Origin of the sequence: Trichocoleus sp. DQ-A1, from assembly GCF_039961955.1 — a bacterium.
In the GTDB taxonomy this organism is placed as follows: domain Bacteria; phylum Cyanobacteriota; class Cyanobacteriia; order Cyanobacteriales; family FACHB-T130; genus FACHB-T130.
On sequence record NZ_JAMPKE010000001.1, the window covers coordinates 350449 to 372795 of the forward strand.

The following is a 22347-nucleotide window of genomic DNA, read 5'->3' on the forward strand; positions in this document are numbered from 1 at the left end:
TTAAGATTAAATTCAACCTGTGCTGAATCTGATTTAGTGTGTCCACTCGCTCGAAAACCTTTCTTCCGGCTTGGGCGCTTTTGTCCCTAGCTACCAACGGGTTGCTGATGCTAACAGTAATTTTGTTGCTGAATCGGGATCGGTGGCTATCAGCTAGGTTACAAGCTAGCGATGCTACCTCTGTAGAGCCGATCCCAGAAGACGTCTCTACCAGCCTGCTGACGAAAACACTACCTTCCACACCCGCGTTAGGGCCGCGCCACCAGCTGAATTACGCTCAGTGGGTGACGCTGCTCAGGCAAGAAGCGGAGGTAGCCGCAACCAAAAATCCCAAACATTTAACCGTACTGGCTGGGGATTCGCTCAGTCTGTGGTTTCCTTCGGAGCTATTGCCAACAGAGCGCACTTGGCTCAATCAAGGAATTTCTGGAGATACTTCGGGGGGTTTGCTCAACCGATTGGATGTGTTGGACGAAACTCAGCCGGAAACGATCTTGGTGATGATTGGCATTAACGACCTGATCCGAGGGGTGGGGGATCGGAGAATTCTGGCGAACCAGCGACAGATTATCCGCTATCTGCGACGGGTTCATCCCCAAGCACAGATTGTTGTGCAGTCGATTTTGCCCCACGGCGGTAAAAAGTCAACCTGGGTGGGACGCGATCGCCTGATTGCTATCCCTAGCAGTCGCATCCGCGAACTAAACCGACAACTGGGCGCGATCGCTCGTTCGGAATCTGTCAGCTATCTCGATCTCTATCCCCTGTTTGCCGATAGTAACGGCAATATACAGCCCGAACTGACGACGGATGGCTTGCACCTAAGTCCCCAAGGCTATGTTATTTGGCGCTATGCCCTTCAATTCTTCATGCAGGTGGAAACAGAACCCAGCAAAGCCAATTAAAAATTCCTGGCTTTGACTTTGCTGGGTAACGCCAGCTGAGCGTCCAGGCATTTTATGATCGACGAGGAGAACCACCAGAATGAGAGAGGAAACGGCTGCATGGATACAAAAGCCTTCAAACGGTCATTAAACAGTTCTGAGAACTACCATCGCAAGGGCTTTGGTCATCAAGAGGAAGTCGCTGGTGTCCTCAAATCCGAGTATCAGAGCCATCTCATTCAGGAAATTCGGGAAAACAACTACACCCTGAAACGCGGTGATGTCACCATCCGGTTAGCCGAATCGTTTGGTTTTTGCTGGGGTGTGGAACGCGCCGTCGCAATGGCTTATGAAACCCGCCAGCACTTCCCGACCGAGCAGATTTGGATTACTAATGAAATTATTCACAACCCTTCTGTGAATCAGCGCTTGCGCGACATGAAAGTAGGGTTTATCTCAGTAGAGAAAGGGGAAAAAGACTTCTCCGTTGTCGATGCGGGTGACGTGGTGATTTTACCGGCATTTGGTGCCAGCGTTCAGGAAATGCAGCTGCTCAACGACAAGGGTTGCAAGATTGTCGATACAACCTGTCCTTGGGTTTCTAAAGTTTGGAATACGGTCGAAAAGCACAAGAAAAAAGCTTATACCTCGATCATTCACGGCAAATACAATCACGAAGAAACTGTCGCCACCAGTTCTTTTGCTGACAAGTATTTGATCGTGCTGAATCTGGCACAAGCGGAGTATGTCTCTAACTACATTCTCAATGGTGGGAGTCGCGACGAATTTATGACAAAATTCAGCCGCGCTTGCTCAGAGGGATTCGATCCCGACACCGATTTAGAGCGGATTGGTATTGCTAATCAAACCACGATGCTCAAGAGCGAAACCGAGCTAATCGGCAAGCTATTTGAGCGCACCATGATGAGAAAGTATGGGCCAAGCGAGTTGAACGAGCATTTCCAAAGCTTCAACACCATCTGCGATGCGACTCAAGAGCGGCAAGATGCTATGTTTCAGCTAGTAGATGAAAAACTAGATCTCATGGTAGTGATTGGGGGGTTCAATTCTTCCAATACGACGCACTTACAAGAAATTGCCATTGAGCGGAAAATTCCTTCCTATCACATCGATAGCGCCGAGAGAATTGGCCCTGGCAATCGTGTGGAGCATAAGCCGCTGGATGGCGATTTGGAAGTTCAGGAAAATTGGCTCCCCGCTGGTCCCATCGTGGTAGGAGTTACTTCTGGAGCTTCAACTCCCGATAAGGTGGTAGAGGATACGATCGAGAGGATTTTTGAGCTGAAAGTGGCTGCGGTGGTTTAACAAAAATTAGGGGATGAATTCGTTTTGAGTTTTGAGTTTTTCTTCAATTCAAAACTCAAAACTTTCAGCTTTTTTGGGCACCATCTGCAACTGGGGAAGCATCGTTAAACTGCTGCTGATTGTAGTTGTAAAGCGTGCGGATGGGGTAAGGAATGTTAATGTCAGCGCGATCGCAAGCTTGTTTGAGCGCGATCATCACCTTGGTTCTCGTGCGGCGCACATCTACTTTGTGCGGCGATGTCCAATAGCGGACTACCAAGTTCATCGAGCTATCACCAAAGCCCAATCCATCTACTTCCGGTGCTGGCTTCGATAAGACGCCTTCGACTTTTAACACGGCGTTGAGCAGGGTTTCGACGGCGTAGGGTAAAGGGGTATTGTAATCAACGCCAATTTCTAAATCAGTCCGGCGGTGGGGCATCGCCGTCAGCACTTGCACCGGACTGGTAAAGACAATTGCATTTGGCACGACGATGCGCTCTCCCTGATAGGTGATAATTTGGGTGGCGCGCAGGGAAATTTCTTCAATCGTTCCCTCGAAACCGTTTACTATCACTTGATCCCCCAACCGAAACGGTTCCTGCAACAGCAGCACTCCTGCCAGAAAATTTTTGAAAATATCTTGAAAGGCGAAGCCAATCGCTACCGAGCTGAGTCCCAGCAAACCAATGATGTCGCCCAGCCGCAAGTCTGGGAAGGCAACAACACAGGCGAAGAGAATCCCTACCACCCAGGTTCCTACAAAACTGGTCTGCACGAGCAGCAGGCGCAGTGATGGGTTTTTCAGGGCACGCCTGCCAACGCCACGGACGAGCCGCCGAACTAGATTCGCTCCATACCGGGTTAAACAGAGGATTGCGATCCCCATCAAAATTCCTGGTAGCGCCTCAATAGTTTGACCCATCAGGTTTAATAAGCTCTGTTGGATTTCTTTAATCAAAGCAGCCATAGGCGAAAGGGATCATCTTAAACTTTTGCCAGAATATCAAATATCTCAAAACCGAGCGGTTTTTTCGCTTGGGTTTTGGCGTGAGCGATCGCTTTTTGGTTGGCTTTCTTCGGGCGCTCAGTGTGTTTTACAACACAGGTAAACAGGAAGTTGCTGGCGATCGCTCGCGCCAAAACCCTGACTTCCCTGAAGCGATCGCTCACTCCAAATATGGCTTCAGCAAAGCATTTGGCAGTTTTGTAACGGAATGTTAAGAAGAATTTATTAAAAATTATTGCGATTCGTTGATGCAGTTGCTAAGGTGTGCTTAAGAGTTGCTTCTGGTCAATGCTCGTATTTTAGGAGACGTGCCATCCATGCTCTACATCACACTTGGCTGTTCGCCCATTCACTGATTGCCGAATTGTTTGAAACTGTATTTCTCTGACGGCTCTACACCAAATCTTCCTAGACGGCGGAGGAATCCTTTTGTTTCACGATTCAAAATGTATCGGACAATTTCATCTAGTTACTAACTTGTGTTCCCCTTACGTACAGCCAGTCCAACTCTTATTTAGCTGAAGTTTTCCGGAAAGAGATTTCTCAGTTTTGTCGATAAAAATGGGTTCCCTGCAAAAATTCTGAGAGTCTGGCTCCCAACAGTTCAGTTCAACTCATCTCTAATTAACGAGTTACTGTTTTCCTCACTGTGTGCTTGGAGGATGCTACCTCTACTTGCAGACCTCTACTCGGCACTAGCTCTTGTCAGCGCGGTGAGACCTCAAATGGAGAAGGTTTAAGTTATGAATATTCAAGGAAAGACGGCTCTGATTACTGGAGCTTCCCGTGGAATTGGGCGAGCGATCGCGCTTGAACTCGCGCAACAAGGAGCCAAACGCCTGTTGCTGGTGGCACGCGATGCCGATCGTTTAGCGGAAGTCGCCGCCGAAGTTGAAGCACTTGGCGTAGAAGCCGCGATCCTGCCTTTGGATCTGGCTCAGATAGTAGAAGTGAATATTGCGATCGCCCAAGCTTGGCGAGATTATGGTCAGATTCATCTGCTCGTCAACTGTGCGGGAGTTGCACACCAAGCGCCCTTTTTAAAATCTCAACTCCCAGATGTGCAGCAAGAAATCGCGATTAATTTAATGGGAATGTACACGATGACTCGTCTGGTTGCTCGACGTATGGCAACCCAACGGGAAGGAACCATCGTGAACGTTTCTAGCTTGATGGGCAAAATTGCCGCGCCGACAATGGCGACTTATTCAGCCACCAAGTTTGCGATTTTGGGATTTACCCAAGCCTTGCGCGGTGAACTCGCTGACTACAATATCCGGGTGATGGCTTTGCTGCCATCTTTGACCGACACTGACATGGTGCGAGAATTAAAGTGGTTTCGCTGGGTAGTGCCCACGACTTCTCAGAAAGTTGCTCAAGCACTCGTCACTGGACTGCAAAAGGAATCGCCAGAAATTTTAGTGGGATGGCAAAGTCATTTAGCTGTGTGGTGCAATCGCATTGCACCTTGGCTGCTAGAGAAAGTTTTACTGCTGGCAGCACCCCTGTCGAAGTATAAACAAAAGCGCTACCACAGACTCCGAGAGGCTGGAATAATTTCGCGTTAAAGTCTGTTGTTAACAGGCGAATCTGATTCCAGAGTAGAGACGCGATTAATCGTGTCTCTACTTTAGCTATGAAATTTATTTCCAGGCTCCGAGCGTTAGTGCCATTTAACCTAACTGTATTTGGATAGACTGATTGCAGATAAAGAGATGTTAACGATGAGTCAAAATCGCCAGATATTAGATGGCATTGCCGAACGCATCCAAGTAATTGTCAATGCTGAAACAGCCTCCGTGGTGCTAGCTGAGTCCGAAGGGGAAAGCGTCTACTATGCGGCAGCAGTAGGCAAGCACGCTGAGTGGGTGTTGGACAAAAGGGTTGCCGCAGCGACTTCCGGATTGTGTGGTACGGCATTTCAGAGCGACAAACCCGTGTTAGTTTGTCGTACTGAGGGCGATCGCCGAGTCCGGCAAGATCATGCTAAAGCGCTGGGAATTGAGACAGCTTTAGCCGTACCTCTCTACTACGAAGGCAAGCTTTTGGGAGCGCTACAAGCTTGGAATCGTACTGACGGCAGCTTATTTGACGAAGAGGCAGAACGTGTTTTGGCTGCTTACGCCTCTGAAGTTGCTCCACTGGTTTATCAATACCAGACAACCATGAAGTAGAAGATAATTTGCAGGGAAAAGCGATCGCGCTGGCTTGAAATAAGCAACGAATCAAAGATGAGCAAATGACCCAAGATGAACCCATAGAACCAAAGCTTCTACGCCACTCCAATCCCCTCTCTTCTTCCAATCCCCTCTCCCCATCCGATTCCCCCTTCTGCTCCTATCCCCTCTCCTCGCTTGCGGGCTATCCATTATCCGCATCTTTCTTAACAAAGGGACAAACTCCTTAAAATAATACTCAAAGGCTTGATAGGTATAGTTTTGAGGGAACACAAAAGTAGCGGGTGATGGCAACATGGAAAAGTGGGCAGCCAAAGAATTGTCCCAGGCCAACTTAGGAGACGCGCGTCGAAACAAGCGTCTTATACGCATCGTCGAAGATTTGGCAACACAACCAGCAAGTAGCGTCCCCCAAGCCTGTGGAAATATAGCAGCAACCAGCGCCGCATATGATTTTTGGAAATCACCTTATTTTCAGCCGCGTGATATTCGCAAGGCGCATACAGCCAGCACAATTGAAAGAATCAAAGAACATCAAGAAATCTTGGCAATCCAGGACACGACCAACATAGATTTAACAGACCACCCAGCCACCAGAGGGACTGGTTATCTGGACAACCGAAAATCATCGGGATTAAAAGTACATTCAACACTGGCAGCGACAAGTAAGGGAGTCCCACTGGGAATTATTGACCAGCAGGTGTGGGTCAGAGAACTCGAAAATCTAGGCATCGCCAAAAAACGTCGTCAACGGGAAACACAACAAAAAGAAAGCCAACGCTGGTTAGATGGATTAGAAATCACCCAAAAGTTGATCCCAGCAGATATTCAAGTGGTGACAGTTGCCGACTCAGAAGCCGATATATTCGACTTATTTAACTAGAAACGTCCGGAAAATTCCCATTTATTAATTTGCGGGACTCATAATCGAAAAGTAGACCATTGTGCCAAATAGCTTCATCTTGCCATTCGTCAAATTCCACCTGGTGGTCAACTCACGGTCGAAGTTAAACGTAGTCCAGAATCTAGAGCAAGAAAGGCCATACTCACACTTCGGTTCACAAGTTTCGATATCCTTGTCCCGTTACATTACATTGGGCGTTCCCGGCTCAAACCTGTGAAGTTACAAGGAATTCTGGCATCAGAAGAAAACCCGCCATCCGGAATTCAGCCAATTAGTTGGTTATTGATGACTAGCCTGGAGATTAATCGGCTAGAGGAGGCAGCCCGTTGCGTTCGCTGGTACACTTACCGTTGGTTGATAGAACGCTATCACTACGCATTAAAAAGTGGTTGTGGAATTGAGAAATTACAACTGGAAACGGTTCGGAGAATTGAGATGGCACTAGCCACCTATACAATTGTAGCGTGGCGTTTGTTATGGCTAACTTATGAAGCCAGATGCAATCCAATGCAGCCCTGTGAGACAGTTTTAGAAACCTATGAATGGCAGTCTTTGTGCGCCACTATTAATAAAAATCCCATTCCACCCACCCAGCCACCTTGTTTGCGAGAAGCCGTGCGAATGATTGCAATGTTGGCTGGCTTTTTAGGACGAAAAAGCGATGGGGAGCCGGGAATTCAAACCATTTGGCGAGGATTGCGGCGATTACATGATATCGCGGCTACCTGGAAATTACTCCATTAAGTTTTCTATTCATGCTTGTTGTCCTCCATTCAAATCTTGTAGCACCATGAATTTCCTGAATTGTCACTATCTCTACCAACTTACTTCTCGGAAATCCCTTCCTATCTTGTTTGTCCCTTTGTTAAGAAAGATGTGACTAATGGATAGCCGTTGACGGAGAGGGGTTGGGGGTGAGGTTCCGAGTTCAAGTCAGAACCGTACTAATTTCTCGATCCCCGCTGTGCAGAAACCGCTGGCACCTTGACGCCCAACTTTTTAAACATCGCTTCTCGCCCCTGCATTGCCAAGACATCATCTAGGGGTTTTAAAGAAATTGGCGTTTGATATTTTTCTGCAAGTGCAGTTTGAATGAGCCAGTCAGCAATCGAGGGATTTTTGGGTAAAAGAGGACCGTGAGAGTAGGTCGCGATCGCATTCCGATAAAATGCCCCTTCCATCCCATCTTCCCCATTATTCCCATAACCGCTAATCACTCGTCCCAAGGGTTCCACCTCACCTAAATAAGTGCGTCCGCCGTGATTTTCAAAGCCAATGACCAGAGGCGCATCCTCCGACATCTTTCGCAAATCCTCCGCCAATCGCGACGCCGTGATCTCAAACACGACATTCCCGATACAGCGACGGGCATCTGGCCCCGGATGCTTGCTGACAAAATCCAATAAACCCAATCCCTCAATCCGTTGCCCTAAGGCGGGTTCGTAGTAGTGTCCCAGGAGTTGGGGCGATCCGCAAGTAAATACCCCAGGCGTTCCGGCTTCAATTTTCTGAGCGATCGCTTCTGCTTTGCCTTGGCGCAAATCGCGCATGACGATTTCCTGCTGTCGGTCTTGTGCGCCGCCACCCACGATTACATCGACTTGGTGAAATTGCTCGGTCGGGGCGTCCCGATCTAAGGGCATGACGTTGACTTTGATCCCCCGCCATTGGGCGCGTTGTTGTAAACAGATGACATTACCGCGATCGCCGTAGGTACTCATCAGCGTCGGATAAAGCCAGCCAATTGTGAGTTCAAGTTGTTCGGTCATGGTGACAGTCAAATTTTTTGATTTTTAACGCAAAGTAGCGCCAAGGAAATCGCAGAGGTACGCAAAGGAAGGCTACTTTCTGCGTACCGAGAGCGTTTAACATCTACAGAATTTTTCGTCCAGTCAAAATACCTCGGACTTCTAGCATCGCTGAGTAAGTCGGTAGAATGTGCAGGGTTTCGCCGGTAGCGGTGTGTTCTAAAGCAGTGGCGATCGCTTCTTGTAAATCTTCTTTCACAATTAGTTTGCAGCCATGTTCCTCGTCTGCTTGGCTGTATTGCAGGCGTAGCGCCATATCGTAAACGCGATCGCCGCTGACTACCACCGTTCCTCCCTGTTCTACCAATTTTTCGGTGTCTACATCCCAAATCCAAGAGACATCAGTACCGTCTGGGGTGCGATCGTTTAGTACCATCAGTGTTGTGGAAGAACCGCCGTGGCTTCTTTGCTGATTTACTGCGCGGATGGTTTCATTCAGCGCCACGGGATTTTTTGATAGCAAAATCCGCACCTTTTTCCCGGCGACTTCTAATTCCTCAGCCCGTCCAAAAGCTGCATGGAAGTTTTTAATCGTGTCCAGGATATTTGCGGTATCAACGGCAATTTCTTGCGCCGCTAAAATAGCCGCCAGCGTGTTGTATTTGTTGTAAATCCCAATCAGAATCTGAGGCCATTGGCGACTATCGATTGCCAAGGGGCCTTTTTCAAAGCCACAGCTAGGACACCGATAATCGCCCTGATGAGATAAGTAGACGCCCTGATAATCGAGAGAATGTCCGCACCGGGGACAATATATAGAATCTACTGCATGAGGAATTTCGTCAAGATAAGCTTCAGGTTCGTTTAAACCGAAGAATAAAACTCGTTGCGATAACTGCTGACCCAGATGAGACAAGGTGGGGTCATCGCCATTTAAGATCGCTACCGTATCTTTGGATTGGGCGATCGCTTTCTGCCAACGCTGGCTAATCATATCCACTTCCCCGTACCGATCCAGCTGATCCCGAAATAAATTCAAACACAAAATCAATTTTGGCTGAACCGGCGGCAAAACCTTCGGCAGAATATTTTCATCTACCTCTAAAATTGCATAGTCAGCGTTGAGCTGTCCGATTAAATTGGTGTTGGTTAGCAGTGCCGTGATTAATCCATTCACGAGATTGGCACCCGCTGCATTGTGAACAACGCGCCATCCCTGACGTTCCAGCATTGTCCGCAACAGCAACGATGTCGTTGTCTTTCCATTCGTCCCCGCAATGAAAATCACACCGTGCTTTACTTGACCAGACAGCAGGGACAACAGCTGCGGCTGAATGCGTCCGGCAATTTCTCCCGGTAAAACACTAGCAGCTCCCAAACGCAGCAGGCGCACCAGCCGCGTCACTGTCTTTGCTGTCCCAACTGCTACGCCCAGCCGTAACCTATCTAAAAGCGATATTTTCACCACCACACTCCTGCCCCGGCTACACAGCCGCACGCTCTCGTCGCGGCTTTACTGCTACTTACTGAGCTGTGCTTTGCTCGTCAGCATTCTACCGTACTTGGCTGTAAATCCCCTGTCAATGATGAGTAATAGTACCCAACAGCTAAGAAAAACAAATTTCTTGTCCGTACCGGCGATACAAACTCTCAGGGGATTTATAAACCGCGTAGGGGCTTTTTGATTGCCATGCCCCTACAAAACGTCAATGATTCCCGGTTATTTAGTCTTAATTCCTAACGAGATGCTTTCCACCCGTCCAAAAGATTTGGTCGCTCTACGGACGTAGGAAAGAGTCCTTTAAAGGCAGCCTGTCTGAGGTCTGGCTTTTCGGGGGTCATATTCCACAAGCTTTCATAGAAGAAGAATGACATCCCGGCAAATCCGCGCTGACGAACCGCTGCAACTTGCTCCTGAATTTGTGCAGCCTTAACCGGGTGAGGTTTCACGCCGCTGAGAATGCCGATGGCGACGGGGATATGGCGCTTTGCTGCTTTGACTTCTGGGCGCTCTAATTCCCCAATGAAGCGGCTCAGATCATCTCGATAGATTTGGACGATCAGTTCCTCAATCAGCCCCTGCTGTTCCCACTTCTGCCAGTCGGCTAGAAAGGAGTTGTAAGAGAATTCTTGGGGATTGGGAGAAAGGGCAAAAATAACGTTGGGTTTGCGGTCTTTGACGGCCTTGAACAACTGTTTCAGATAGGCAGTAATTTTGTCAGCCCGCCAGCGTATCCATTGAGGATCTTGGGCGTTGGCGGGAGGAGATTTCCCACCGTTTTCTTTCTTGTACAGTTCTACGGTAAAGGCGTCGTAGCCAAAATCGGCGGGAAAGCCGAAGTGGTCATCGAATTGAATGCCGTCAACATCGTATTTGCTAACAATTTCGACGACTAAATCTTGGATAAAATTCTGCACTTCGGGACGCATTGGATTCAGCCAAACTCGGTTATGCGTTCCTTCTTTCCAAGTTTGAGAACCGTCGCGTTTTTTGAGTAGCCATTCGGGGTGGCGTTTGGCGAGGTCAGAATCAGCAGGTGCCATGAAGCCGAATTCAAACCAGGGGATGACTCCCATGCCTTTTTGATGTCCCTGGTCTATGATTTCTTTGAGGATATCTCGTCCTTGTAAGCCTGGGGTGGGATCGAGCGATCGCCCGGTGACTTTTTGGGCTACCGCACTGGGATATAAGGTGTAACCCCAGTTCCAAACGGTGGGATAAACGGTGTTGAAATTTAGCTCATCAAGGCGTTGCAGGGCCTTGGTCAGGCGATCGCGCTCAAACAACACGTCACTATCAATATTTGTCAGCCACACCCCCCGAATCTCTTCGGACTGTGCGGTTGGCGGCGTCCCAGCGCTAACAATGTATTGGGAAGGGACTAATCCAGAAGTTCCGGTGGCTTGACACAAGAAAGCTGCAACTTCTGCACGACTGGCTAGCTGATTGGGATTGAGTGTCTTGACGTTGGGGTAATTGACCACGATTTGTTTTTCGGTCGCAGCAGCGATCGCAGTCCGCGCATAGCTAGGAATTGCCGTTGCATCGGTAAATGCCCCCGTCAAAGTGCTACTCACTGCCTGAGTAGGCGAATACTTCAAACCACTCGCCAAAGATACCAACGCTTGCGATCGCGGGATTTTTTCGTTCGGTTTGAACACCCCACCCGGATAACCCGACATAAATCCCTTTTGATAGGCTTTACGAATTGCATCTATCGCCCAGGAATTTGCTGGGATATCCGCAAACTGACCGCCGCTACGAACGTCCGCTGTATTGGGGAAAGCTTTGCCAACCATCGCGGCAAACTCACCCCTGGTTACGGGTGCCTTTGGTCGAAAACTTCCATCCGGGTAGCCACTAATAATCTGCTTTTGTGCCAACTGTTCTATACAGGGTTGCGCCCAAAGTCCTTCCACATCGAAAAATTTTGTCTGAGCAAATGCGGCAGGGTTTACCAGCGTCATGGTGAAGCTAAAGGCAACCAGGAAGATAAACCAAGCTTGACGCCCAAAGGCACGGCTAAACCAAACTAGCCCGTCTGCGAAGCTCGTAAAAAGTCGTTTGACAGCGTATTTCAATCTCTACCTCAATCAGGGTGTACGAAAACTTCCCCAAATATTATGGAACCACAAATCATGACTTGGGCATTTCGGCAAAGGTTGCAGCAAGTTGACTGGGTAAAGGTTGTGGTGTCATGGAAATCATTGGGAATTGAAAATCGCGATCGCTCCCTTTAAGGATGCTGCAAGTGCAACCAGCATACAAGTTTTGAAGTGGCTGATGATTGAAAGGATGGCGGGGTAGGTCTTGTACCTGCCCTTCTCAATACCTGGGTATCCGCAAAATGTACCCTACATCGTCCGGCAATTAGGCAGCGTTAAACTTTTTGACTGGTTAGTAGAAACAAGGGGAAATGTCTTCAGGGACGAGAGTAAAATTGGAGTAATAATCGCACGATACCGGGTTCATTAATAGGATTGGTTTTAGCGATCGCGATCGCATCTTATTTCCATCTCAAGGTGCCCACAATTGGAGCTATTCCCCAATCCTTGCCGATGCCGCAAGGGATTCCCTACTGGAATGATTTTGGATTAATTCGAGAACCGATCAATCCGGCTTTGGTACTCGCAGCACTCGGCAGGATCGAGTCTTTATTATCAGCCGTCGTGGCGGATGGGATGACCGTGAGTGAAAAACACAATAGCGATCGCGAACTCATGGGAATTCCGGCTACCGGCGCGATCGCCCGTACCGTCATCAATGTCCGTTCTGGTGGGAAAACCCGTCTTTCAGGGGAACAGAAGCCTTCTTGAAGTAGAGGCGCGATCGCTTTCTTGACGTTCAAATGTGGAAAGGCGAACCGACAGGTCGGCGCTTCGCTATCGCTTAATCTACTAATTTTTGCGTATTCGCATCTACTATAAGGCTGGTTTTGGCTAAGAAAGCTGAAGATTACTTAATAAATCCCCCAAAGCTGCTGTCTCCTCTGCTACAGTTTTCATTTATACAGCCAAGGAAGAGGCAGATTTGTTTCTAAATCGCTCAAAAAGAGCCGAGTCTGCTGCTGTTGCTTTGTCAGCAATTTCTCATTCTTTCGGTAGTTTTATCAGGTAGGTGTGCAATGTTTGCATAGTGGCAATCAATCCTTATGGATTTTCTGCATAAAGCTCTTTCACTTAGACACAAGCTGTAGGTAGTTTCAAAAATTAGAGTTGCGGCTTTTCATAAAATACGTAAGGTCTAGGACATTCGTATGCCGCCAACATCCAGCAAAGTAAGAGCGCTCTTAGCACATCGTAGTGTTGTCCGATCGAGCCGTTGGCATTCCATGTCCAGAGCCAGCACTTGTGACTTTAAGAACTATAACGATATGTTAAGTTTTATTACATTTTATTCCTTGTTAAGGGAAAAGCCGAATGCCCCTGTGTAGCAAATAACCGGGTGTACGCATACATTCAACAACCCCTATAGGACTCTCAATCCAAGCTCAGCACTGTTCTAGCTACCTTTGGACAGGCAAGCTGAGATCACTTAAATTAAGTGATAGAGATCACGAAGCGAAAAGATAGCAGTCATTGTCCTGTTAGGACGCGATCGACCGAACGCTCCCAAAATCACCCGATATAAGGAAGCAAAAAGAAACTTAGATTGAAAAAATGTTAATTAAACTCCCTTTGGTACTCGCCATGACTGACCTTTATGATTCAGAAGATGTTCAGGCAAACCACAAGCGCTCGCTCAGAAGACTCGCCAAGGCGATCGCGCTTTCTCAAGGTGAGTTCTCGCTGATTTTGGTGTCTTGTAACTATCCCCAGTTACAAGAGCAAATGGCAAAGCTGCTAAAAGAAATCTCCACGGTCGAAATTCAAGAACTCGTCCTGCATCCTTCGGTAAAGACGCTTTATACAACGATTCAAAAAACAATTGAAGATCGGCAGCCGCAAGCCTTGATGGTCTTCGGTCTAGAGTCTGTGGTGGACATTAATCAAGTACTTACCTCGACGAACCTCGTCCGGAATCAGTTCCGCAAGCAGTTCGCTTTTCCGCTAGTGTTGTGGGTGAGCGATGAAATTCTGCAAAAGCTGACTCGGATGGCACCTGATTTTAAAAACTGGGCGACTACTGCTATTCGATTTGAGGTTCCCAACAATCAGTCGATAGAGTGGACAGCCATCACCGCTTGAAAGAGGAGCATCCTGCAAGATGACTAACGCGCTGGCAGTCTCTAGGATGACCTATCTAGCCATAACTGTATAGGCGTCATTAAATAGTCACTGGTGACTCAACATAAATTGTTGGTTCCTGCATCTTAAACTCTATGCCATACTCGAGCAGATGCTTGGAGATTTTTTCGTTCGCCAATTCCAGTAGATGCTTTCGCAGTTGAATCGAGTTTTCACTGGAACCCAGAATAAAAAACGTTACCCTCGCTCTCGTTGTTTGCTTTTCCGCATTATTTATTAAAGTAATATTTGTACTACCTGGATCGATCCCGAACACAGAGTCTGTACTCTGATTAATGACTTGCTGTACTAGCGCCTGTTCCCGATCTTCTAGTAACCCAAAAAAATCTAGATAAAGTAAAACCATTACCTTCTTGCCCATCGTCACATTCTCAATTTCTAAATTTGCCAATGTGGAATTGGGCACAATATATAACGTACTTTTAGCCGCCGTGCGAATCTTAGTAGAGCGCAAACCAATCGATTCAACGCGACCAAACAAACCTCCAGGTACATTGCCAATTGAAGGCAGACGAATATAATCCCCAGGAACAAAAGGGCGATCTAAATACAAAACAATCGTCCCTAAAAGCTGCTCTAGAGTCTTTTGAGCCGCAAACGCCACCGCCAATCCACCAATGCCTAAACTTGCCATCAAGCCAACTAAATTGAATTGCTGACTTTGAGCAAAAGCCAGAATGGCGATGAAGCCGATCGCAACATTTACTAAAGTCTCAATTACCAAAATCAGTTCATCAAAATCTCGACTAAATTTCCCAAGTATATCAATTCCATAAATTCGGATAAACTGCCGAAACAACCGGGATATTAACCAAGCTACGCTAACAATGACAGCTAAATCTACAAAAGGTTTGATTAATTTATAAAGGGATTGATAATCTTCAATCCAGGTTAGAGAAAGAGAGATAAGGATAAATGTACCCGCCACTCTAAACAAGTGTTTGATTGGCTCGATTAAGTCTTCATAAATACTCGTTACTTTCTCCGATGCAAAGCGGCGGACGATTAATTTGCTGATCCCAGGTGTGTATCGTCCCAATAGCAAAGACAGGAGGACAAACAGCAAGAAAATAAGGGGTTTGGAAATATCAATTTGAAGAACCTGATAACGAATATCGGCAAGGTTTAGATTAGATAGTAATGGGTGAATCCACATAAATTGTTGGTTCTTCAATGTCGAAGACAATCCCGTAATATTTCAATTTATCTGTAATATTTTGACTCGCAATATCGAGGAGTTGACGCCGCAATCCCATCGACACTTCGCTAGAACCTAAGATAAAAAAAGTGATTTGTGCTTGCGTTTTGCTCTCGCTATCCTTGCTCAAATCTTTAAATGTAACTTCGGTGTTGCGCGAGTCGATTCCAAAAATATCCTCTGTACTGTCTAAGATGACTTGACGAATTAAGGCACGTTCTTCGTTCTCAATTTTTCGGTCGAAGTTTAAGTAGATGAGAGCCATAACTTTCTTGGCACCCGAAAAATTCTCAATATTCACCTGTGTTAAGGAACTATTCGGTACGATTACCAATGTTCCTTTGCCAGAGGTGCGAATTCTGGTGGAACGCCAGCCAATTGACTCAACTCTGCCAAAAATCCCATCTGGCAAGCCAATATAGTCATCGACAACAAAGGGACGATCGAGATAAATGACAATGCCTCCTAATACTTGTTCCAAAGTTTTTTGAGCAGCAAAGGCAACAGCTAAGCCGCCAATCCCTAAACTGGCTACTAAACCAAAAATATTAATTTTATGAGTTTCGGCAAAAATAACGATAATCAAAAATACAATAATGAAATTAGCAATTAATTTAGCCAGAATTAGCAGTTCGCTATTGATTTTACGTCCGCTGTTGATCGCAGCATCTAAGAGATAGATATCAAAAACCCGCTTAAACAGGCGAGAACCCAACCAACAGGCAGCGATCGCGAGAGATAAACTAACTGCAAATTCGATTAAACCCGACTGAAAAAAAGCCGGGATTAAGTGTATGGCAGTGTCAGCGATCGCTAGCCCAATGACAACTCCCAATAAACCCTCATAAGGCTTAACGACTTTTTGATAGGCTTCAAGAGCCTGGGAAGAAACTAATTGCACAACTTCTGAGAATTCTGGTAATTCTTCCACTTTATTACAGCAGAATGGAAATTGATAAGCTTTTCATTTAACCCGAATCTCAAGGCAAGATGTCTGAAACGTTTGTGCAGGGGGGAACAATCGCCGCGATCGCTACCGCTGTTGTTCCCCAGCAGGGGAGTGTGGGGATCGTGCGCGTATCGGGAGCGGAAGCGATCGCGATCGCGCGTACCCTCTTCCACGCACCAGGGAAGCAGCAGTGGGAATCTCACCGCATCCTCTACGGATATGTGCGCCATCCCCAGACGCATGATGTGGTAGATGAAGCACTGTTGTTGATGATGCAAGCGCCTCGCTCCTACACCCGCGAAGATGTGGTAGAGTTCCACTGCCACGGCGGAATTATGCCAGTGCAGCAGGTATTGCAGCTGTGTTTGGAGGCGGGGGCAAAATTAGCACAGCCGGGAGAGTTTACCCTGCGGGCGTTTCTGAATGGGCGTTTGGATTTGACGCAGGCGGAGAGTATTTCCGATCTCGTGGGAGCGAAATCGCCTCAAGCGGCTCAATCAGCGCTTGCCGGGTTGCAAGGGAAGTTGCAAAAGCCGATTCGCTCCCTGCGTACCACTTGCCTCGACATCTTGGCAGAAATTGAAGCCCGAATCGACTTTGAGGAAGACTTGCCACCGTTGGATGAAGCGGATATCATCGCCCAAATCGAGCAGATATTGGCAGAAACTACAAAAATCTTGGCAACTGCCGCACAAGGCGAACTCCTCCGCACTGGCTTAAAAGTGGCAATTGTCGGGCGTCCCAACGTCGGGAAATCGAGTTTGCTGAATGCTTGGAGTCGGAGCGATCGCGCCATCGTCACCGACCTTCCCGGCACCACTCGCGACGTTGTAGAATCGACTCTGGTCGTCGGTGGAATTCCCGTGCAAGTGCTAGATACTGCCGGGATTCGGGATACCGCTGATGTCGTGGAAAAGATTGGGGTTGAGCGATCGCGCGATGCCGCCCAAGCCGCTGACTTGGTACTACTCACCATTGATGCCCAAGCCGGTTGGACGCCCGCTGATGGAGAAATCTACGAACAGGTACAACACCGCCCCCTCATTTTAGTGATTAACAAAGTTGACCTGGTTGGGGAGATTCCAGAATTTTCCCTCCCAGACACTATTCACCGGGTTGTACCCACCGCAGCCGCCCATAACCAAGGCATTGACGCCCTAGAAGAAGCCATTTTGGATGCCGTACACACCAGCAACCTCAAGGCAGCCGACTTGGATTTAGCGATTAACCAGCGGCAAGCAGCGGCGCTAACGAGGGCTAAAACTTCTTTGGAACAAGTGCTGGCTACGATTACCGATCAACTCCCTCTCGACTTCTGGACAATTGACTTGCGGGGTGCCATTCAAGCTTTAGGAGAAATCACCGGAGAGGAAGTCACAGAATCGGTTCTCGATCGCATTTTTAGCCGATTTTGTATTGGGAAATAGGTAATGAGTTTTTCAGAAGTCTCTATTACCAAAATGCATTATTCTGTAGCCCCCGTAGGTAGGGCTAATTGTTTGTATAGCCCCATTCAAGCTGAGGGCATAATCACAATACAGACAATTTAATATTATGCACAAGCACAAGCAAAACTCAGGAAAATCTACCTCTTCTAACCAGCGCCAAGCGATTCGGAAAGGATACGAACAATATAGCGTCCAAGGTTTCTACGAACAATTTGGAGATGAATACCGAAATCCTCAAGAATCCGCCATTCAAAAAGTTTTGCAACTTGCAGCCAGTCAGTGGCAGCTAGATTTTCACAAAGTATTAGACTTAGCTTGTGGCAGCGGCGAAGTAACTTTAGCGCTGCAAAGTTTAGGATGTACCAACATTGATGGCATCGATCCCTATACCTACAATGCCTATTTAAATCGCACGGGTAAAGAAGCTGAACCCTATACTTTTGAGGACATTGCCTCTGGAATTCTCAACAACCGGCATTATAGTTTGATTGTGTGCAGCTTTGCGATGCATTTGCTGCCAGAGTCACGTTTGCCGATCGTCGTTTACCAACTAGGTCTAATTGCCCATTCAATGATAATTATTACCCCAAACAAGCGACCTCACTTGAAGCCAGAATGGGGATGGCTTTGCTTAGACGAAATCATGTGTAACCGCGTGCGATCGCGGCTTTATCAACGAACTTATGGACAAGGAGAGTAAGGCATTGCTCACCCTCTGCCCAACTTAGTTCCTCACACTTGTTTCTCGCAGCAATTGTTTAACGGTTCCGACTAGCTCGTGGGGTTCAAAAGGTTTAGAAATATAGGCATCTGCGCCTTGCTTCATTCCCCAGTAGCGATCGAATTCTTCCCGTTTGGCTGAACACATCACCACAGCTACCTTCTGGGTTTTGGAGTCGGCTCTAATTTTACGGCAAACTTCGTAGCCATTCATCCGGGGTAGCACAATATCTAGCACCACTAAATCCGGACAATTGCCCTCCATTTGCTCCAGCGCTTCGACACCGTCACAAGCCACAGTAACACTCAGCCCGCTCTCTTGAAGGAGGCGTGAGATCATCTCCCGTTGCGTGTGACTGTCTTCCACCACCAGAACTGTAGTCATAACTCCTACCTACTTACGAGGTTCAAATGTTCGCGGGAAAAAAATCAGCGCACCCCAAGTCGAATTGCCTTTGGTTAGATAAAACTTATCTACTTCCGCTCATTTTCGCTTATGAGTCTAAAAATTGTTTACGTAAATACACGTAATTTTTCCGGTTTCTTTCCGTTATATTTTAAGCGATCGCTGTGAAATCCGATTATCAATCAACGGACATCTTTGCTTAATCTTCAAAGTTCCTCCGAGTTTTTCCAGAAAAGCTGTAAAGATTATGTAAATATCCGTCTAAATACGGAGAAGCCAAATTCCGGTCAACATCCTTATACGTAAGCATACAGAGTCGTGTTTGGGTTCCGATTTTTATTCAACTCTATGTATCGGTTATAACTAATAATTTTCAATTCATGGAAGGAAAACTGCGATCGCGGCTGAACCGTCGTCGGTTTCTACTTGGCTGTACCCTGACTGGAGGCGGGATCGTTGCCGCAGATTTATTATCAAAATCTGGACAAGCACAAGTCGCTGCCCCTGCTATTGTGACATCGGATAAGATGCGTCCGCAAATCCCGTTTGGGGTTGCTAGCGGCGACATCACAGGTAACAGCGCCGTCGTATGGAGCCGTTGTAATCGCCCTGGACGCATGATTGTGAAATATTCGACAACCGAGTCATTCCGGAATGTGCAGCGGGTTGTGGGACCTGCTGCCCTGGAAAACAGCGATTTCACAGCACGGATTTACACGGATTTACCTGGCTGACTTGCCATTAGGTCAGCAGATATTCTATCGAGTCCCCTTCCAAGATTATCTGATATCAACATCTACAGCGCCCCCGCACAAGGCAGTTTCCGCACTACAAAAGTCGTATATCCGCTCTATATTTTCTCTTCCAGACTGCTCCTGGAACAGAGAATAAGTCGATCAGTCCGCAAGTACGCCGCTACGCTAACAGTATCTAGCACTTTTAGGACTTACGCAAAAACTCTCTCAAACTCTTATTCCTTCGTGCCTAAGCGCTAACGCGCAGGCTCCGCAAACGCGGTTCATTTTTCCGTTACTCGTGCGTAAGTCCTGACTTTTTAAGAAACTTCCCGCTCCATCAGCTGATTAAAGCGTTCTACGCCTTCTTTGTATCGCTGACCTTCATATCCCATGACTTTCTTGATAATCCACTCCTTGTGTTTTCCGTCTTCCAGAAGTAACGGGATTGCCAGAGTAAAAACTTCATCTTCTTGGATAAAGCGCTTAAACCAATTACACGTATCAGAGAAGCTACGTTCATGGTAATTGTAGACTTCCCCTAATATTGCCTTGAACGATAAACTGCCAATTTTTTCCGACTCTCGCCCTAGTAAAATTGAGTCTTCCGACCTCAGATGAGACTTCAATTGAGCTAACTTGTGAGAGTTGATCAGCTGCTTTCGCAAAGTGGAGAGAATGCCTGTACGAATGTGGGGAAATTTGCGATACAGGTAATCGGAGACAGCAGCATTGATGATCCCGTCGCCCAAAAATTCTAACTGTTTATTCGGCTGCTTACGCTCCTTCAAGTTTTGAAGATGATGCTCCAGAACCGGAGCGATTAAGTGCTTGACGATCCATTTCTGCGTCTGCGAGAAACGACGATCGAGGTACATTGCACCTAATAACGCTTCACATGCATCTTTAAAGGGGTTATTCACCTTCTGGCGCAGCAGGTTCCAGTCTTCACCCGAACCCAGCAACAGGTCTTCTCCTAACCCTAATTGGAACCAAAGCTTGGTCAGCCTTTCTCCCTCAACGAGCTTGTCTTGCAAAACTGAGAATTTGCTGACCTCTAGATAGGGGCAGCGTTCGTAAAGGTAGTCAGCAACCACGAAGTTGAGAATCGCCTTGCCGAGGAATTCTAACCGCTGATTGTCTTGCCCAGATTCGCCGATTTGGGTGGCAAAGGAGGTGTGGGTTAGGGCGAGGCGGAGTAGGTTCTTGTCTTTGAAACGGAGGCCAATTTTATTTTCGACCGTTTCTGGGTTCCATGCCATCTTCTTTTTCCTCTATGAAATGCCTAATTAACGAAGGCAAAAGGAAAAAGAAATTTTAGATTTGAGATTGAAAAAATCAATGGGCAATCTTAAAATTTACAACGATTTTTTCTTTTTCCTTTTGCCTTTTACTTGCCTTTATCTCGGACGCCCTAAGGTGGTGATGTACACAACCGCTTCATCAGCAGGGATACCCAAGACTTCATTCACCTGGTTATCAAAGAAGCCGCCGATGCCGCTGACGCCTAGACCAAGGTGAATGGCGGCTAAATTCAGCCGTTGCCCTAAATGACCGGCATCCATGTGTAAATAACGATAAACGCGATCGCCATACTGCGCCACAGCTGTTTTCAAATCTGCTGTGTGGAATAGCACCGCTCCCGCATCTCTACCCAAATCTTGCCCCAGGCACAGATAGTGCAATTCCTGGCGGAAATTTTTAAAGCGGATTTGCCGCAATTCCTGAGCTTTCGGTGCGTAATAGTAGCAGCCTTCCTCCAGTCCTTCTACCCCAGACACGGCGATAAAGGTTTCGATTAAATTTAAATCAAAATAGTCTGGAGAGCTATCTAAACCTTGGTCGATGTAGTGCTGGGGTTGGTAGGTGAAATCTAATAAAGCTTTCAGTTCCTCTAGAGTTAGATCTTCCCCCGTGTAGGCACGAGTCGAGCGCCGCTTGAGAATGGTTGTTTCCAAGTCGTGCAAATTTGCTGCCCAATCAATTGGCGTCGTGACGGTTGAAACCTTGAGACAGAAGGGAAAGTTGTATTTATCATCGGGAGTTGGCGGTTGCAGGACATCTTGTGAGATGGGCGTTTTGCCCGTTATCTGCTGGGTTTCCTCAATCTGCGTTGCTTGGTGGCAGTAGCCGAGCAATTCACCATCGGGGATATTAGGATAGTCCGTTTGGGTGACAGAGGGCAATGCAGTCGGACTGAGGGGCAAGTTTTGTTTCACATCCAGCAAGTCTGCCAGAGCGATCGCGCAAATTGCTCCTTCCTCCTTTGGATCGAGGTAAAGTAACTCATTCACTGCCCGATCCGCAAACCCCCCAATTAAGTGAGGGCGGTAGTCATTGAGGGCACTCGCCAGCTCAATATTGCCCAGCAGATGCCCCGTATCCAAAAAAATCCGCCGATAAGCTCGGTCTTGATAGCGCCAAGCAGAACGGTAGAAGACGGCTGTGGTGACGAGGCACAATTGGATACTGTCTAACACCGGATGCCAAAAACAAGCTGTTTGCAGCGCTTTCCAGGCATCACTTTCCCAAAAATGAATTAAAGAATGGCTCTGAGGCTGATAGTTATAGAGTCCGGGTGGTAAAAGCGGCGTCCCACGGGAAATTAAATAAATCTCCGCTGGGTACAATCCCCCGGCGGAGGGGGCTGCCCGCAGATACATCGGATTTCCCATTGTCATTACTTTAGCCGTCAAGCCATAGCTGCAAAACAGCAGCCGCGACAGGCGACGCCATGCTTGGGTTTTTTCGCCCTCATCGACTAACGCCTCTGGTATTTCTGTTAAATAGGGCTTCAGGTCATAGGTTGAGCCAATTTTGTAGTCTTTAAAAGGCACTGGTTGACGCTCCCAGTCCAGCCCCTGGCTCTTAGAGGCGAGCGTCTGGGGATCGTATTTAGTCCGCTCGTGATAGTGCTGAGCAATTGATACTCGCAATTCTGGCATACAGCTGTCTAGCAACGCTTCCGCTTCGCCTTCCATCTTGCCATCCCCAGCAGCAAACGTGTCGTACCGTTAAGTACAAATAAATCTGTGTCGTTCTGGATTCGTCCTGTTTTAACGGTCTTTCGGGGCGAATAGCAGTTTCCCCAATTCTTAAAATTAAGATTGACAAACC

Annotated in this window: 18 protein-coding genes and 2 pseudogenes; 11 read left to right on the top strand and 9 right to left on the bottom strand. The window is 47.4% G+C overall.

Translation table 11 applies throughout. The features are described 5' to 3' along the window. The first annotated feature begins 38 nt into the window (after positions 1-38). Together NDI33_RS01560 and NDI33_RS01565 are read left to right on the top strand one after the other, a co-directional pair. Positions 39-905 (top strand): SGNH/GDSL hydrolase family protein, encoded by an 867-nt coding sequence (locus tag NDI33_RS01560; RefSeq protein WP_339380495.1) that lies wholly within the window; start codon positions 39-41, stop codon positions 903-905. A gap of 99 nt (positions 906-1004) precedes the next feature. Further along, positions 1005-2210: a 4-hydroxy-3-methylbut-2-enyl diphosphate reductase gene (locus tag NDI33_RS01565; RefSeq protein WP_190427982.1), complete on the top strand. Its 1206-nt coding sequence runs from the start codon at positions 1005-1007 to the stop codon at positions 2208-2210. A gap of 64 nt (positions 2211-2274) precedes the next feature. Here the strand turns inward: NDI33_RS01565 and NDI33_RS01570 are convergent, their stop codons facing one another. After that, on the bottom strand, positions 2275-3159 hold the full coding sequence (locus NDI33_RS01570) for a mechanosensitive ion channel family protein (RefSeq protein WP_190678399.1): 885 nt from the start codon (positions 3157-3159) through the stop codon (positions 2275-2277). A gap of 68 nt (positions 3160-3227) precedes the next feature. On the opposite strand from NDI33_RS01570, the gene NDI33_RS01575 reads away from it, so the two are divergent. From NDI33_RS01575 to NDI33_RS01590, 4 genes and pseudogenes are all read left to right on the top strand, one after another. Beyond that, complete coding sequence (locus NDI33_RS01575) at positions 3228-3413, top strand: hypothetical protein (RefSeq protein ID WP_190678401.1); 186 nt, start codon at positions 3228-3230, stop codon at positions 3411-3413. Positions 3414-3941: 528 nt separating this feature from the next. Continuing rightward, positions 3942-4766: an SDR family NAD(P)-dependent oxidoreductase gene (locus NDI33_RS01580; RefSeq protein WP_190534782.1), complete on the top strand. Its 825-nt coding sequence runs from the start codon at positions 3942-3944 to the stop codon at positions 4764-4766. Positions 4767-4922: 156 nt separating this feature from the next. Next, a complete protein-coding gene (locus tag NDI33_RS01585; protein ID WP_190678402.1) occupies positions 4923-5372 on the top strand; it encodes a GAF domain-containing protein in 450 nt (149 codons plus the stop codon). A 298-nt stretch (positions 5373-5670) separates the two neighbouring features. Beyond that, positions 5671-7023 (top strand): annotated as a pseudogene (locus NDI33_RS01590) (IS4 family transposase). A 200-nt stretch (positions 7024-7223) separates the two neighbouring features. Here the strand turns inward: NDI33_RS01590 and NDI33_RS01595 are convergent. The 3 genes from NDI33_RS01595 to NDI33_RS01605 form a co-directional block, all read right to left on the bottom strand. Further along, positions 7224-8048 carry a type 1 glutamine amidotransferase gene (locus NDI33_RS01595; protein WP_190528801.1) on the bottom strand — a complete coding sequence of 275 codons (825 nt, stop codon included), beginning with the start codon at positions 8046-8048 and terminating at the stop codon, positions 7224-7226. 103 nt (positions 8049-8151) lie between these two features. Next, a complete protein-coding gene (locus tag NDI33_RS01600; RefSeq protein WP_190678404.1) occupies positions 8152-9492 on the bottom strand; it encodes a MurT ligase domain-containing protein in 1341 nt (446 codons plus the stop codon). A 272-nt stretch (positions 9493-9764) separates the two neighbouring features. Further along, positions 9765-11609 (bottom strand): family 10 glycosylhydrolase, encoded by a 1845-nt coding sequence (locus tag NDI33_RS01605; protein WP_190678406.1) that lies wholly within the window; start codon positions 11607-11609, stop codon positions 9765-9767. Between the two features lie 375 nt (positions 11610-11984). Between NDI33_RS01605 and NDI33_RS01610 the strand changes: the two are divergent. Together NDI33_RS01610 and NDI33_RS01615 are read left to right on the top strand one after the other, a co-directional pair. Then, positions 11985-12326: pseudogene (locus tag NDI33_RS01610) on the top strand (SulP family inorganic anion transporter); the annotation flags it as partial. An 861-nt stretch (positions 12327-13187) separates the two neighbouring features. Then, entirely contained in the window at positions 13188-13715 is a 528-nt protein-coding gene (locus NDI33_RS01615; protein WP_242028965.1) for a hypothetical protein, read from the top strand. A 79-nt stretch (positions 13716-13794) separates the two neighbouring features. Here the strand turns inward: NDI33_RS01615 and NDI33_RS01620 are convergent, their stop codons facing one another. Beyond that, positions 13795-14931 (bottom strand): mechanosensitive ion channel domain-containing protein, encoded by a 1137-nt coding sequence (locus NDI33_RS01620; RefSeq protein ID WP_190410151.1) that lies wholly within the window; start codon positions 14929-14931, stop codon positions 13795-13797. Next, positions 14906-15904, bottom strand: a complete 999-nt coding sequence (locus tag NDI33_RS01625) for a mechanosensitive ion channel domain-containing protein (RefSeq protein WP_190410152.1) — start codon at positions 15902-15904, stop codon at positions 14906-14908. The genes NDI33_RS01620 and NDI33_RS01625 overlap by 26 nt, the downstream gene beginning before the upstream one ends. A 59-nt stretch (positions 15905-15963) precedes the next feature. Here NDI33_RS01625 and mnmE point away from each other — a divergent pair, with 59 nt between their 5' ends. After that, positions 15964-17349, top strand: a complete 1386-nt coding sequence (mnmE, locus tag NDI33_RS01630; RefSeq protein WP_190410153.1) for a tRNA uridine-5-carboxymethylaminomethyl(34) synthesis GTPase MnmE — start codon at positions 15964-15966, stop codon at positions 17347-17349. A gap of 127 nt (positions 17350-17476) precedes the next feature. Next, positions 17477-18070 carry a class I SAM-dependent methyltransferase gene (locus NDI33_RS01635; protein WP_190436525.1) on the top strand — a complete coding sequence of 198 codons (594 nt, stop codon included), beginning with the start codon at positions 17477-17479 and terminating at the stop codon, positions 18068-18070. A gap of 24 nt (positions 18071-18094) precedes the next feature. Here the strand turns inward: NDI33_RS01635 and NDI33_RS01640 are convergent, their stop codons facing one another. Further along, complete coding sequence (locus NDI33_RS01640) at positions 18095-18475, bottom strand: response regulator (RefSeq protein ID WP_190410155.1); 381 nt, start codon at positions 18473-18475, stop codon at positions 18095-18097. Positions 18476-18876: 401 nt separating this feature from the next. On the opposite strand from NDI33_RS01640, the gene NDI33_RS01645 reads away from it, so the two are divergent. Continuing rightward, positions 18877-19230 (top strand): PhoD-like phosphatase N-terminal domain-containing protein, encoded by a 354-nt coding sequence (locus tag NDI33_RS01645; protein ID WP_199299647.1) that lies wholly within the window; start codon positions 18877-18879, stop codon positions 19228-19230. 320 nt (positions 19231-19550) lie between these two features. Here the strand turns inward: NDI33_RS01645 and NDI33_RS01650 are convergent, their stop codons facing one another. Then, the gene (locus NDI33_RS01650; protein ID WP_190410157.1) at positions 19551-20492 is read right to left on the bottom strand and encodes a ribonuclease III domain-containing protein; all 942 of its coding nucleotides are present in this window, start codon (positions 20490-20492) and stop codon (positions 19551-19553) included. 138 nt (positions 20493-20630) lie between these two features. Next, on the bottom strand, positions 20631-22175 hold the full coding sequence (locus NDI33_RS01655; protein ID WP_190678599.1) for a SagB/ThcOx family dehydrogenase: 1545 nt from the start codon (positions 22173-22175) through the stop codon (positions 20631-20633). Positions 22176-22347: the final 172 nt, after the last annotated feature.

Excerpts from the sequence above, each read along its gene's own strand:
- NDI33_RS01615 (WP_242028965.1), top strand. The coding sequence starts at position 13,188 with ATGTTAATTAAACTCCCTTTGGTACTCGCCATGACTGACCTTTATGAT.
- NDI33_RS01565 (WP_190427982.1), top strand. The coding sequence starts at position 1,005 with ATGGATACAAAAGCCTTCAAACGGTCATTAAACAGTTCTGAGAACTAC.
- NDI33_RS01635 (WP_190436525.1), top strand. The coding sequence starts at position 17,477 with ATGCACAAGCACAAGCAAAACTCAGGAAAATCTACCTCTTCTAACCAG.
- mnmE (WP_190410153.1), top strand. The coding sequence starts at position 15,964 with ATGTCTGAAACGTTTGTGCAGGGGGGAACAATCGCCGCGATCGCTACC.
- NDI33_RS01595 (WP_190528801.1), bottom strand. The coding sequence starts at position 8,048 with ATGACCGAACAACTTGAACTCACAATTGGCTGGCTTTATCCGACGCTG.
- NDI33_RS01655 (WP_190678599.1), bottom strand. The coding sequence starts at position 22,175 with ATGCCAGAATTGCGAGTATCAATTGCTCAGCACTATCACGAGCGGACT.
- NDI33_RS01585 (WP_190678402.1), top strand. The coding sequence starts at position 4,923 with ATGAGTCAAAATCGCCAGATATTAGATGGCATTGCCGAACGCATCCAA.
- NDI33_RS01650 (WP_190410157.1), bottom strand. The coding sequence starts at position 20,492 with ATGGCATGGAACCCAGAAACGGTCGAAAATAAAATTGGCCTCCGTTTC.
- NDI33_RS01580 (WP_190534782.1), top strand. The coding sequence starts at position 3,942 with ATGAATATTCAAGGAAAGACGGCTCTGATTACTGGAGCTTCCCGTGGA.
- NDI33_RS01640 (WP_190410155.1), bottom strand. The coding sequence starts at position 18,475 with ATGACTACAGTTCTGGTGGTGGAAGACAGTCACACGCAACGGGAGATG.
- NDI33_RS01645 (WP_199299647.1), top strand. The coding sequence starts at position 18,877 with ATGGAAGGAAAACTGCGATCGCGGCTGAACCGTCGTCGGTTTCTACTT.
- NDI33_RS01620 (WP_190410151.1), bottom strand. The coding sequence starts at position 14,931 with ATGTGGATTCACCCATTACTATCTAATCTAAACCTTGCCGATATTCGT.
- NDI33_RS01570 (WP_190678399.1), bottom strand. The coding sequence starts at position 3,159 with ATGGCTGCTTTGATTAAAGAAATCCAACAGAGCTTATTAAACCTGATG.